The sequence below is a fragment of the Enterococcus sp. M-BR2 genome (assembly GCF_056612775.1).
The window spans coordinates 2361792-2376172 of record NZ_CM152743.1 but is presented as its reverse complement, the minus strand read 5'-3'; the positions used below and the strand labels follow the sequence as shown (position 1 = coordinate 2376172).

At 37.8% G+C, this 14381-nt stretch carries 9 protein-coding genes and 3 pseudogenes; 5 read left to right on the top strand and 7 right to left on the bottom strand.

Features of this window, described 5'->3' with window-relative positions:
- Window positions 1-87: 87 nt before the first annotated feature.
- From sstT to AC1F25_RS11535, 5 genes are all read right to left on the bottom strand, one after another.
- A complete protein-coding gene (sstT, locus tag AC1F25_RS11555) occupies window positions 88-1308 on the bottom strand; it encodes a serine/threonine transporter SstT (RefSeq protein ID WP_479994122.1) in 1221 nt (406 codons plus the stop codon).
- Between the two features lie 335 nt (window positions 1309-1643).
- Window positions 1644-2339, bottom strand: coding sequence for a DUF4767 domain-containing protein (locus tag AC1F25_RS11550; protein ID WP_002344641.1), 696 nt, complete (start codon window positions 2337-2339; stop codon window positions 1644-1646).
- A gap of 244 nt (window positions 2340-2583) precedes the next feature.
- Entirely contained in the window at window positions 2584-3126 is a 543-nt protein-coding gene (locus tag AC1F25_RS11545) for a ferritin-like domain-containing protein (RefSeq protein WP_002310614.1), read from the bottom strand.
- 4 nt (window positions 3127-3130) lie between these two features.
- Window positions 3131-3358: a heavy-metal-associated domain-containing protein gene (locus AC1F25_RS11540; RefSeq protein ID WP_002310613.1), complete on the bottom strand. Its 228-nt coding sequence runs from the start codon at window positions 3356-3358 to the stop codon at window positions 3131-3133.
- A gap of 71 nt (window positions 3359-3429) precedes the next feature.
- Window positions 3430-5316, bottom strand: coding sequence for a heavy metal translocating P-type ATPase (locus AC1F25_RS11535; protein ID WP_479994121.1), 1887 nt, complete (start codon window positions 5314-5316; stop codon window positions 3430-3432).
- A gap of 203 nt (window positions 5317-5519) precedes the next feature.
- Here AC1F25_RS11535 and AC1F25_RS11530 point away from each other — a divergent pair, with 203 nt between their 5' ends.
- Entirely contained in the window at window positions 5520-5819 is a 300-nt protein-coding gene (locus AC1F25_RS11530; protein ID WP_479994120.1) for a hypothetical protein, read from the top strand.
- A gap of 70 nt (window positions 5820-5889) precedes the next feature.
- Window positions 5890-6849: an IS30 family transposase gene (locus tag AC1F25_RS11525; RefSeq protein WP_002336308.1), complete on the top strand. Its 960-nt coding sequence runs from the start codon at window positions 5890-5892 to the stop codon at window positions 6847-6849.
- A gap of 347 nt (window positions 6850-7196) precedes the next feature.
- On the opposite strand, the pseudogene AC1F25_RS11520 reads toward AC1F25_RS11525, so the two are convergent.
- Window positions 7197-8672 (bottom strand): annotated as a pseudogene (locus AC1F25_RS11520) (glycoside hydrolase family 13 protein).
- Window positions 8662-10616 (bottom strand): annotated as a pseudogene (locus tag AC1F25_RS11515) (sucrose-specific PTS transporter subunit IIBC). The pseudogenes AC1F25_RS11520 and AC1F25_RS11515 overlap by 11 nt, the downstream one beginning before the upstream one ends.
- Window positions 10617-10843: 227 nt before the next feature.
- On the opposite strand from AC1F25_RS11515, the pseudogene AC1F25_RS11510 reads away from it, so the two are divergent.
- The 3 genes and pseudogenes from AC1F25_RS11510 (at window position 10844) to AC1F25_RS11500 (ending at window position 14220) form a co-directional block, all read left to right on the top strand.
- Window positions 10844-12321, top strand: a pseudogene (locus AC1F25_RS11510) (sucrose-6-phosphate hydrolase).
- 12 nt (window positions 12322-12333) lie between these two features.
- Window positions 12334-13317, top strand: a complete 984-nt coding sequence (locus tag AC1F25_RS11505; RefSeq protein ID WP_479994119.1) for a LacI family DNA-binding transcriptional regulator — start codon at window positions 12334-12336, stop codon at window positions 13315-13317.
- Between the two features lie 21 nt (window positions 13318-13338).
- The gene (locus AC1F25_RS11500; protein ID WP_479994118.1) at window positions 13339-14220 is read left to right on the top strand and encodes an ROK family protein; all 882 of its coding nucleotides are present in this window, start codon (window positions 13339-13341) and stop codon (window positions 14218-14220) included.
- Window positions 14221-14381: the final 161 nt, after the last annotated feature.

Here is a 14381-nt window from a genome sequence, read left to right as displayed (position 1 = left end):
TAACAGGAACCTCTATTCTACAGGAACATCTATATAACTCATTAAAAATTTGAATCGTCTTAAGGTTCATCCCTAAATATCTAATGTTCAATGTTCATTTAATCCGTCTAATCGATCTTTCAATTTGATTTTTTCTCCACTTCTTTTACGCGCGCCTAATTCTCCTATTGCAGTAAACAACAGATCACTTGACGAATTTAAGGCAGTTTCCATTGAATCTTGGATAACACCGATAATAAATCCGATACCGACGATTTGCATCGCAACATCATTAGAGATACCAAACAAACTACATGCTAGTGGAATCAATAACAGTGAACCGCCCGCAACACCTGAAGCCCCACAAGCAGCTAAAGCAGACAAAATACATAAAAGGACTTTCAAAACAAACGGTGCTTCAATCCCTAAGGAATGTACAGCCGTCAATGACATCACGGAAATGGTAATCGCAGCACCGCCCATATTGATCGTAGCACCTAATGGGATCGATATGGAATAAGACTCTTTCGTCAATTTCAATTTTTCAGCCAGCATCATGTTTATCGGAATATTTGCGGCAGAACTTCGGGTAAAGAAAGCTGGAAGCGCGCTTTCTTTCAAACAAAAGAGAATCAATGGATAGGGGTTTTCTTTAATAAACAAAAACGTGAGGAACGGGTACACAACTAATGTGACAAACAGCATCGTGCCGATCAACACAAGTAAAAGCTGCAGATACTCTGCCAATCCAGCGATTCCAGTCGTGGCAATCGATTGATAAACCAATCCTAAAATCCCTATCGGAGCGAATGCAATAATCACTTGTACGACTTGTGATAATGCTACAGATATTTGATCCACCAATTCTTTTGTCGATTCTGAACGTGATCGAAAAGCTAGACCTAACAACACAGCCCAGAATAAGACACCAAGATAATTCGCATCAATAAGCGATTGAACAGGATTTTGTGTGACATTTGTCAACATCGTAGATAAAACACTTTCCAAATTTTGCGGTGCTTGTTCAGTTACTGTTTCTTGTAAAGTAATAGGAACAGTAAAAATTGAACTTATAATCACTGCTACAAGTGCCGAAAGCAATGTTCCTACTAAATATAAGACTAAAATAGGCTTCACAAATGTCTTATTTCCTATTTTATGTTTGGCAATTGAAGCCATCGTCAAGAAAAAAACTAAAAGAGGCGCAATTGCTTTCAAGCAACTGACAAACAACGTCCCCAATATTGAAATAAATGTCCATGTGGGGAAAAAGATACCCAACAATATTCCGACTAAAATACCAACAACAATACGTTGAACTAACGACATATCCAAAAACTTCTCTAACAAATGACCACCCTTTCACAATTTTAACAATCATTGTATCATTTTATCTAAAGAAACTAAAGGTGTAATTTTCTAAAAATTCTAACAATACAATTGGCAATTCATGCTCTTGCAACATTCAGTTTTAGTATTGGAGGGTTTATTCAATCTCTAAAGAAGTCGAGAGAAAACTATTTATCGTTATTATTAAAGTTATCCAAGTAAAACGTAATTAAGATGAAGGATGAAACTGGAAGTTTCATCCTTCATCTTAATTCTTAGACATAGCAATCAATTAATATTTTCCACTGAGTCTCTTCTTTCTCTCACTAATTTACTTACCCATAAACGATTTGATTAAAGCCATTTTTCAATTCATTATTCGCTGTCTCGTTGAAGTAAAGATAATTATCGGGATTCCCCTGATTTTGTTGTGTCACCAATACTTTTGGCTGATTTTGCTGAAATCCAAATAGATAGACGTGCTTTTTCAGATATGGTTCTGTCTCTGCATCGGAATAGACGGCTGTAATTTGATAATCTGCTTGACCTGTCCCACTTTCTGACCATTCTGCAGAAGCAGGCACTCCACCAATAGCCATCTTCCACTCCCCATTCAAAATAGCTTGAGGGACTTTAAGACCATATAAGTCCACACTCATTTGATTCGTATAACTTTTGTATTGTTGCCCCATTGTTTGGCCCCATGTGGTCATAAATGCCTCTAATTGTGCGGCTTTGTCTGCATTCCACAGTGTTTGTTCAACTTGTTCGCTGCTTTCTGAAGAGGAAGATGAAGCCTCTAAAGAAGAACTTGAAGTAGATGTTTGAGTCGTTTCAGTCGTTTTGGAAGACTCTGACGAAGTAGAGGTATCTGCTGTTTCTGTACTTGTTGCAGTTGACTTGCTCTCTGTGCTAGTTGTTGTAATAGTTGCAATTGTTTCTTTTGTTGATTCTTTTCTTGGTTCATTCCCGTTGGTACAACCAGCTAACAAAAAAGCTAGGCCCATTGTTAATAAAATCCTCTTTTTCAATTAAAAAAACTCCTTTCGATTACTCCCCCACTTCTTTATTCTATCAAATAAGCAATGTGATTTTATTGATTTTTTGTATTTTCTCATCCATCTTTTAAACCATTTAAAAACTAAGAAGCACCCGCTGATGTCTTATAGACAGCATCAGCGGGTGCTTCTTTTTATTTTATTTTTAAGACAAAACGTTGTGTTTTTTTCCTGTTTTTCTCACACTTTATATTTGTATTTGAAGAAACATAGACTTTTAGTCATCATCGTCTTCTTCATCCAAATCTTGTCGGAGAGTTTTTCCTTGGAGTCTTTGTACTTGGTAGATGATTTCTTTATTGAAACTTAAAAGTTCAACAAGCAATTGTTGCAAGCCATACTTTTCTTCTTTTTCAGCTAACTTGATTGCCCGTGTGATAAAGACATTTTGGAAATCGAAATCTTTTGCAAAGTTTTCTAACATTGTTGAGGCTGGTAAATATTTGTTTTGACCATGTTCGTAAATTTTTCCATAACGCATGACTTCTTCTAAAGTAGACGGAACGATTTCATTCTCAATCACTAACTCATGAGAGATTTTATTGAACCATCTCGCTTCTTGATCAGCATATTCCGAAAAAAGGGTACTTAATTCTTGCGAAGATGTACCCAAAACATACAATTGTGCTTGGATCAATTTCATTTCTTCTAATTTAAAATTTGCTAATACATGTCCCACCATGGCGCCAGCAGTTGGTTTATGATGGTCGATATCTGCTTGTTTTGTTTCTTGAGCAAATTTTTCTTCCACTATATTCATTGATTTACGCCTCTTTTACTTTTGTTGATTGGACTTCATAACCTAATTTTTCCACAACTGCAGCTAATTGTTCAGGGTGGACTTCATCTGGATCAAAGTTTGCTTTGATTTTGCTCGCATTAAACAAAACTTTCGTATTGCTTACCCCAGGCTGTTGAGAAACCGCATGTTCGATTTTTTGCATACAGCTTGGACAAGTTAGTGTATCTAATTGCATAATCATTTTTTTCATCGTAGTTCTTCCTTCCTTTTTCTTGATAGTCTTATTCTAGATTACAGCTTCCATAAAAAAATTGATTCTTATCAAGTTTTACGATTTTTTTCTTTGCTTTCGTGTCCAAAATACAATAAACGCATTGCGTTAAAGATAACGATCAAGATACTAGCTTCGTGAACGAACATCCCACTAGCCATGTAAATAAATCCGGCAAATAAGCCGATGAGTAAAAATGAGACGACACCAATGGCAATCACTACATTTTCACGGGTATTCAAAACAGTTTTCTTAGCCAAACGGTAGGCATGAACCAATGATCCAAAACTAGATTGCATCAAGACAACGTCACTCGTTTCGATAGCGACATCCGTTCCTGATCCCATAGCAATCCCGATATCAGCCGCAGCCAAAGATGGAGAATCATTGATTCCATCTCCAATGAAAGCAACGCGCAATCCTTCTTCTTGGTATTTTTTCACAAATTGAACCTTTTCGTCTGGTAATAATTCAGCATGGACTTTATCAATGCCTAACATATCAGCAACATAATCAGCAGTCATCTGATTATCACCTGTCAGCATCACTAAATGTTTTGCTCCTGCTTGTTTCAACTTAGCTAATTGTTCAGCGACTTCTGGTCGAATCACATCTGACACACCAATGATTTGAGTGATTTTTTTGTCGATTGCTACAATAATGACTGAGCTGCCTGTTTGTTGTAATTGATGTAAATCTTGTACTTGCTTTGGTGTAAGAGAAAGTTTGTGAGCGGCAATCAATTTGGTGTTGCCCGCACAAACTGCATGACCATCAATCTCAGCTGTGATTCCTTGTCCCTTGATCGTCTGATTATCTTTGACTGCTAATTGTTGAAAATCAAGGACTTTCTCCTGAGCATAATGGATCACGGCGCGCCCCAGAGGATGATCGGATAACGTTTCTAATCGAGCCACTAAAGCTAAGCTGTCCCCTTCATCCTCTGTATAGTTCTTGATAGTGGATACAGCAGTAGTTCCTTTGGTCAATGTACCGGTTTTATCAAAGACAAAAGTATCGATTTTGGAAAAAGTATCCATTGCTTCACCGCCTTTGACTAAGATGCCCCGTTTCGCTCCATTACCGATTCCTGCTACATTCGAAACAGGCGCACCAATGACTAAAGCGCCAGGACAACCAAGAACCAAAACAGTGATGGCTAAACGAAAATCACGACTGATCAGACCAACAAGCAATGCAATAAGTAAAACGGTTGGAGTATAATACTGAGAAAATCGATCAATGAATTTTTCCGCATGTGATTTGGTATCTTGTGCTTCTTCTACTAATTCGATAATTTTGGCAAAGGTCGTATCATCTCCGACCTTAGTTGCTTTAATCGTCACGTAGCCATCTGCTAAAATCGTTCCAGAAAATACGTCATCTCCACTGATTTTGACGACTTGTCGTGATTCACCCGTCACTGCGGCTTCATCCGCATACCCTTTCCCGTCAATGACTCGGCCGTCCACAGGAATAGCTCCACCAGTTTTTACTAAGACGATATCGCCTTCTTCCACGTCATCGATTTCCACTTCTTCAGTCGTTCCATCTTCTTGGACAACGCTGGCAGTCGATGGGGCCATCTCGGTCAAATCCTTGATTGATTCCCGCGTTTTGGTCAATGTTTTTTGTTCCAGATAACTACCAAACAAAAACAAGAATGTAACGATAGCTGACTCCTTGTATTCTCCGATCATAAAGGCACCAAGCACAGCAATAGTAACGAGTAAATCAATTGAGATAACTTTGACTTTTACTGCCTGATACGCATAGATCATAATAGGTATGACCGCAATAATAGAAGCTATGGCTAGAGCAATGTTATAGAACAAGACAAATCCAGTAAATTTTCCGATAAAACCAAAAATAATCAACACAGCTGATAAGGCGGTGATATGATTTCGATGCTCTTGGATCCACTTTTGAAATTTCATCTTTCTCCCTCTTTTCCTTTTCGTTCTTACGAGACTAAGTATAGATACTTATCCATCATAAAAAATTGACCACTATCAAGTTTAGTCAAAAAGGTGGTTTTCTTTTGGTATACTGAATTCCTACAGTCATTAAACGATCATATAGAAAAAGGAAGCGCCGAGACGCTTCCTTAGGTAGTTCTATTTTTTTATTCAAAGATAAGATGCTTTGTCATCTTACGACTGAAGAACAACAATCAAAAAAGGGCAGCAGCCACTCATTCACAAGAAATATCGTTTTTGATATGGGAATTGAAGCAGTGGACAAATATCTCTACTTATTAGCTGGGAATAAGATCCAAAAAAGCTTAATGGATTTCATCCAAGAATTGGAATGTACTTTCCACAAAAAATTCACTCATTCCATTCTTTTAAAACTTTTGATTCATACAGCGTGTTTAATTGAGCGTACATTGATAAACGGTCATGAACTTAAAATTACGCCGATTGTAAAATTAAGCTAGACAACTAAAAAAGTCATTTGTGCTACACTCAAAATAGTTCCGACCAAAGAATTATAAGGAGTGAGTACAAATGACCTATACCCATCTTACAACGGATGAACTTGTAATAATAGAGTCTTATTTCAAAATTAATCAATCTGTTGCTAAAACTGCCCATTGCTTGAATCGTTCAAGACAAACGATCCATAAAGTATATCTGTTCTTCAAGCAAGGAAAATCAGCCTTAGAATATTATCAACAGTATAAGAAAAACAAATCAAACTGTGGTAGACGTCCGCTTGTTTTACCCGAGGAACAATCAGAATATATTCAAAGAAAGGTTGTTCAAGGATGGACACCCGATGTGATTGTTGGTCGTGCAGCGTTTCCTATTAGTTGTTCTGCTCGTACCATTTATCGTATGTTCAAAAAGGGGCTATTTGATTCTTCTGACTTACCGATGAAAGGCAAGCGTAAACCGAATGGACATCAAGAAAGACGTGGAAAACAAACTTTCCGCCGCTCTATTCATGAACGTGAAAAGGATTATAGCCAATTCTCAAATGAGTTTGGTCACCTTGAAGGTGACACTATCGTAGGTCTGAAACATAAAAGTGCTGTAATTACCTTAGTTGAACGATTATCAAAAGTTATCATCACATTGAAACCGTGTGGTAGACAAGCGATTGATATTGAAAAAAAATTAAATCAATGGTTTGAATCTGTACCGAAAAACCTATTCAAATCCATCACTTTTGATTGTGGAAAGGAATTTTCAAATTGGAAACAGATCAGTAATGTCAATGATATTGCCATTTATTTCGCTGATCCAGGAACGCCGTCTCAAAGAGGCCTAAACGAGAATTCTAACGGATTGTTACGTAGAGATGGTTTATTGAAATCTATGGATTTCAATTCAGTAGATGAATTTTTTATTCAATCTGTCGCATCTAAACGAAATAATATTCCTAGAAAATCACTGGATTATCGAACACCTTTGGAAGTATTTTTGAGTTACGTAAGTATTGATGATCTGTCTAACTTAATTTGACAATTAAGATTATATCAGAAGATGACACAAGACCTTCTCATGAAACAATTTTTCATGTAAAAAAGGCCTTCAAAAATATTGAAACAGAATTTGGGATCACTGTTTCTTATGATGAATGTTTCTTTATCTATGATATTATCGCATCTAAATAATCTTTTTTTATGTAAATGAGTATTTTTTTAACTTATTGTTTAAGAGTGATAATATTCCATCCTAACAATTAAAGGGAGACAATTAAAAGTTTGTCCCCCTTTTTGCTGACTAAATTGTTTTCTATAAACAAATCGAATAACTGTTTCATTGAACTATCTACCTCATAACAAAGATTCATCTATAGAAAAAAACACTTAATAGATCAGCGCGCTAAAAGCTTCATATGGGAGTAAATTGTTAGTAATTTTCTTTTTGTAATTTTGAATCAAGACTTGTTTGACACGATACTTACCGATTGGAAAAGTAGTCTTTTGATTAGAAAAATTAACTACAACTAGTATTTTTTGTTTTTTAAAACTGCGTAGATATGCTAAAACATTCGGTTTCTCTGTCTTAATGACTTGATATTTTCCATAGACAATCACAAGTAATTCTTTGCGCAATTCGATCAGTTTTTGATACGTATAAAACAAGGAATTTTGAGCAGCTAATGCTGCTTCTACATTGATCTCTTCTGTATTCCCCACTGGCAACCAAGGAGTTCCTTCTGTAAATCCACCATTTTTGTGATTGTTCCATTGCATCGGATGGCGAGCATTATCTCGCCCCTTCGAGTTGATTGATTGGATCAACTCTTCCTTCGAATAGCCTTTTTTTTATACGTTCTGCATACATTCTTTGACTTTCAATATCATCTACCTCATCAATACTCTTTACTGGATAATTGATCATGCCGATCTCTTCTCCTTGATAGATATAAGGTGTACCTTGCATAAAATGGAGGTATATCGCTAGCATTTTTCCACTGATTGTTCGATATTCTTGATCGTCCCCCCAGCGAGAAATGATTCGTGGAAGATCATGATTATTCCAAAATAAAGAATTCCAATCACAACCATCTAATTCAATCTGCCATTTAGAAAAAGTCCGATGTAATTCCTGTGGATCTAAATCCTTTAGATCCCATTTTCGTTTGCCATTCTGTTTGTCTAGATTAATATGCTCGAATTGAAAGACCATTGATAATTCTTTGCGTTCTTCTTTTGAATACAGCTGCGCAATCTTGGGCGTTGCCCCCCAAGTCTCTCCCACTGTCACTACATCATAATGACCAAATGTTTTTTGGTACATTTCTTGCAATAAATCATGTAAAAGAGGACCATTTTTAGTAATAGATTGTTCCGGCTGCTTTTTCGAATGCAAGTGCAGATAATATTGATTCACTTCGGGCACATAGGTCCATGCTGAACCGCCGAAGTTCGACTCTAATCCATTCGGTTCTTTACGCCAAACATAATAGTCGTGATAGGAACTGGTAACACTTTTTTTGCCGATTGAAACCATGGATGTCTGTCTGACGTATGATTGATAACAAGATCCATGATGACTCTTATTCCCCTTTGTCGTGCTTCTTTTATCAGTAAATCCATATCTGCCATCGTTCCATATTCTGCGCCTATTTTTCTGTAGTCACTGATATCATAGCCATTATCATCATTAGGTGATTCATAAACCGGGCTTAACCATATCGCATTGATTCCCAGTTTTTATAGATAATCTAACCTTGAAAGAATACCAGGAATATCTCCAATGCCATCTCCATTTGTATCTTGAAAACTTCGAGGATAGATTTGATAGATTACTGCATTTTTCCACCATTTATTTTTCATCTGTTTCACTCACTATCAGAATATCTTCACCACTTTTGACCGTGTTTTTTTCAAGAATTTTTACATTAGCATATGCAGAGGAATTAGTGACAATTTCCATAATTGTATCGTCGTACCCTTCTTCTTTAAGCAATTTACGATCAAATGTACCGAGAATATCCCCTTTTTCACTAATTCACCATATTGTCGCTGTGTCGTGAATCCGGCCCCTTTTAGATTCACTGTATCAATACCGATATGGATCAGTACTTCCGCTCCTTTCTCTGTTTTCAAGCCATATGCATGTTTAGATTCGTGGACAACTGTCAATATACCATCTGCTGGAGCATGGACTACCCCGTCATCTGGTTTGACTGCTATACCTCTTCCCATCATTTCAGTGGAAAAAACTGGATCTTTTACCTTCGTTAAAGGGAGAATCTTCCCGCTGACTGATGCAGCTAAAACTTCATCTTGCGGTTTCCTAGTCGCTTTAGGAGCTGAACTGATTGACTCAGCTGCTTCTGTTCCTTTTGATTCACCATCTGCTAGAAGTTCCATATGTTTTTTTCCATAGAAGTAAGTACTTAAAAAACCGATCATTATACTGATAACAATTCCGATCATGAATGAAGGAATCGAACGAGGTGCAATGGAAATAAAGCCAATGATACTTGCCGGTCCCATCGCAACTGCTAATACGTGGAACAAGCCGATAAAGAATGAAGCAATTCCTGCAGCAATCATTCCACAAATAAACGGAAATTTCAGTTTCAAATTCACACCGAATATCGCTGGCTCAGTAATCCCCAACATAGCGGAAACACCTGCAGTGGTAGCTAGACTCTTTTGCTTTTTATTTTTTGTCAGCAGCATAATCGCCAAAGCAGCCGCTCCTTGCGCTACATTTGCCATTGAGGCAACTGGAAAGATAAAAGAGCCACCCGTTCTGGCAACATCTGCTAGTAAAGTAGTCTCGATTGCTGGAAAGCTTTGATGTAATCCGGTAATGACTATCGGCGAATAGAAGAGACCAAAGACACCTAAGCCGAAAGCTCCAGTAGTACTGTATAACCAGCTTAATCCATCAGCTAAGCCGTCTCCGACAGTACGCATCACCGGCCCTACTACTGTAAAAGTTAAAAAACCAGTAATAATAATAGCTAGCATTGGAGTAAATGTGTAGTCGAAAGCATTAGCCAACCGTTTATGGAAGAATTTTTCTAAAGTAGCTAAAATCCAAGAAACTGCAAGGACTGGAAGAACAGATCCTTGATAACCGGCTTGTGCCACATTCATTCCAAAAATATTCCAATAAGGCATCGATCCTTCTGCAATAGCATTCGTCACACTGTATCCATTCACTAAATCCGGCATGACCATCGCCATCCCCATTGCTGCTCCAAGATACGGATTGCCTCCAAAACGTCGAGTTGCTGAAAAACCTACCAAAATCGGCAAAAAAGCAAACGGCGCTGAAGCAAGTAAATTAATGATGCCAGCAAAATCTTTCACTGATGGATACAACTCAACCACTGACTGAGGACCAAACAAATCCTGTGCCGTCAAAACATTATTCAGAGCCATCAACAGTCCACCCGCAACCAATGCAGGGACAATCGGAACGAAGATATCTGACAACACCTTGATAAAGGACATGACAGGATTATTCTTCTTATTCGATGCTACCGCTTTCAAAACGTCAGTTGAAGCTTCCTTTACGCCGGTGATCTTAACGAATTCATCATATACGTTATTCACATCACCTGCTCCGATAATGATCTGAAATTGATCATTTGCTTCAAAAGTTCCTTTCACACTTTCATTATCATCCAGAGCCTTCTGGTCTACTTTGTCTGAATCTTTTAAGACAAGCCGTAAACGTGTTGCACAATGAGCAGCTGCTTGTACATTGTCTTCTCCAAGCGCTTTGCTGATTTCTTCAGCTACTTTTTTGTAATCCATTTCATTTCCTCCTAATCCAAAATTATTGAAGCAGTAACTATAAATTTTTCTTAAGCACAATATGCCATGATTTAAAACAATTGTCAATCGATTATCAAATCTTAAATAAAATAATTTTTTATATATAAAAAATAGCATTTATAAGCTACTTTATTTTGATATTCGTTTGACATTTCATCAGGAAAAATATATTATAACGTCAAGAATACGTTTACAAGGAGTTTGTCATGAAACTTAAAGAAAATTGGTCACGAACGGATCGTTATCGTCCATATAAAGAATGGTCTGAAGAACATTTGCATTCCTTAGAGAAAAAAATCAATTCTTCCCATTGGCGCTTAGGCTACCATATACAACCAGTTACTGGTTTATTGAACGATCCGAATGGTTTTTCCTATTTCGACGGGAAATGGCAGCTATTTTATCAAGCATATCCGATGGGGTCTGTTCATGGTCTGAAATCTTGGTACCATCTCTCCTCAGTTAATCTGATAGATTGGAAAAACGATGGCCTCAAACTGATTCCGGATAATTCATTTGACAGTCACGGTGTGTACTCAGGTTCAGCTTTGCCGATTGATAATCAACTGTTCCTTGCATATACCGGAAATGTGCGTGATTCGAATTGGGGACGTCATTCCTTCCAGTTAGGGGCATGGATGGACAAAAATGGTAATATCACTAAGATACCGACTCCTTTGATCAGCTCCCCACCTCCGGGATATACACAAGAAATCCGTGATCCTCAGCTGATTGCTTATGATGACGGTTACTTGCTCATTGTCGGAGCACAAACTGAACAAAAACAAGGAAGTATCCTAACTTATTACAGTAAAGATCTTCAAAATTGGCAGTTTTTAGTAACTTTGGGTTTTACAGAGGAAGAAATGGGTTTTATGATCGAGTGTCCAAATCTATTATTTGTGAACGGCAAAGCACTACTGGTCTTCTGCCCACAAGGTTTATCTCACGAGATCCACTCATACAGTAATATTTACCCGAATACTTACGTGATCGGTCAAACATTTGATTTTGAAAAAATGAGCTTTCCGACCCTACTCACATAAAAAATATAGATGAAGGATTTGACATTTACGCGACGCATTGTTTCAGTGATGAAAATGGACGAACCTTGGCAATCAGTTGGATTGGGTTGCCTGAAATCAGCTATCCAACTGACGAAGAAGGATGGGCACACTGCTTGAGCATCGTAAAAGAACTTACTATTGAAAAAGAGCAGCTCTATCAACGACCGGTGAAAGAAACAGCGCAGTTGCGAAAAGGAAAACCTTATCACTTTAGCGGTTTGGAAACCACTATTGACGCGGAAATAAATCAATATGAACTCCAGTTAGAATTCGATTACTCACAGAAAGGTACTATTTTATTGTTTGCAGATGAACAACAAAAACACGGTTTAACACTATCCTTTGATACGATACATGGTAAAATGAGTATGGATCGCAGCCATGCCGGCAAATCTTTCGCTGAAAATTTTGGAACTGTACGTGAATTCTCAATTGAAAAGAAACCGCTGAAATTACAAATATTTGTTGATTGTTCCGTTGTAGAGGTGTTTGTAAATGATGGACAGCAAACAGCGACTGCCCGTGTCTTTCCGACAGATGATCAAACGGGCTTGTATATAAAAAGTGACAGGGAATTTAAAGGGAAATTATGGCATCTGCGGAATATGAACAAATAAAGGATGAAGAAAATGGCTGTTAAATTGACAGATGTGGCAAAAAAAGCAGGAGTCTCTCCTACTACTGTCTCGAGAGTGATAAATAATTATGGTTCTTTAAGTCAAAAAACAATCGATAAAGTGAATCAAGCAATGAAAGAACTCAATTATCAGCCGAATTCGTTAGCCCGTTCACTTAAAGGAAAAAACACTCAATTGATCGGCTTGATTTTCCCAACAGTTGCTAATCCGTTTTTTGGCGAATTAGTCGAACAGTTGGAAAGTAAATTATTTGATTTAGGCTATCGTTCGATCTTATGTGACAGTGCTAATAATAAAGAAAAAGAACGAAATTATCTCAACATGTTAGCAGCAAATAAAGTGGACGGCATCATCGCCGGCGCTCATAATCTCGGGATACAGGAGTACGAAAATATTGAGTTGCCAATCGTCTCTTTTGACCGCTATCTGGCAGACGGAACACCAATCGTCAGCAGTGATAATTTCCGAGGCGGTTATCTCGCGACAGAAAATCTCTATCTAAAAGGAGCTCGTAAAATCGCTATTTTGACGGGCTCGCAAGAATCCAACTCCCCCACAAATGACCGAATGAACGGCTATTTGAAATTTATGGATGAGCAGCAGCTAGAACCACAGATTTTTCAATTCCATTCAACTGCTCGTTCCACTGCTTTAAAAAATTTAGAAATTAAACGGATTTTGCAAAATGAAGAGATTGACAGTATTTTTTGCACAGATGATCTTACAGCTGTATTGGCATACAATCTGTGTCAAGAGCTCGATATCCGCATCCCTGAGCAATTGAAAATCATTGGATATGACGGAACAAAATTTATCCAGAATTATTTTCCGCATCTGTCTACTATCGCTCAACCAATAACGGATATTGCCGACATCCTTGTAGACTTGCTACTGCAAAGAATCCAAGATGCTGAAAAACCACTGGAATCACATTACGTTTTACCAGTAAAGCTGATTCAAGGTAAAACGACTTAACTGCAAAGGAGCAAATGTTTTATGTTATATGGAGCAATTGAAGCTGGCGGAACAAAATTTGTCTGCGCAGTAGGTACGAAAGATTTAGAAGTAATTGAAAGAATACAAATCCCTACAACCACGCCGATAGAAACGATGAATAACGTTATTGGTTTCTTCAAAAAACACCAAGAACAACTGGCAGCGATTGGAATAGGTTCTTTTGGACCGATTGATATTCATCCCAATTCAGCAACATACGGATATATCACCTCTACGCCAAAAAAAGCTTGGCAGAATTTTGATTTTATCGGTTATTTAAATAAAAATTTAAAAGAACTACCGATTGTCTTTACCACCGATGTCAATGCAGCTGCTTACGGAGAATATGTCGCGGGGAATGGAAAAGGGCGTTCCACTATTGTTTACTACACGATTGGAACAGGTATTGGTGGCGGTGCCTTGCAAAATGGCACTTTTGTAGAAGGTTTCAGCCACCCTGAAATGGGACATATGCTTGTGCGCCGACACCCTGTGGATACCTTTAAAGGTGTTTGTCCTTATCATAGCGATTGCCTGGAAGGAATGGCTTCTGGACCTGCAATCGAACAAAGAACAGGCATGAAAGGTCAAGAGTTGTCTGCCGCTGATCCTTCTTGGGAATTAGAAGCTTATTACATCGCTCAATGTGTCTATAACACAACTCTTCTATTTTCACCTGATGTCATCATCTTTGGCGGAGGTGTAATGAAACAAGCACATCTGAGAGAACGAGTCCAAGAAGCTTTGGTTGGTTTGATGAATCACTATGTAGACTACCCAGCATTCGAAAACTATGTATTACCTCCAAAATTAGGAGATGATGCTGGAATCATTGGGTGTTTAGCTTTAGCATTAGAAAAATCAGAAAAAGATATCTTCTAATAAAATAAGCACGTTGTCACAACAATCTCATCAATAAAAAGACGAAGAATCCACTTGACGCGATTTCTTCGTCTTTTTATTTACTATTAACTTATGTTCTCCAATCGGCCTTTCAACCCGGTATCCTCGCCTATTTTTCTTGCCCTTAACTCTCTGTTTCC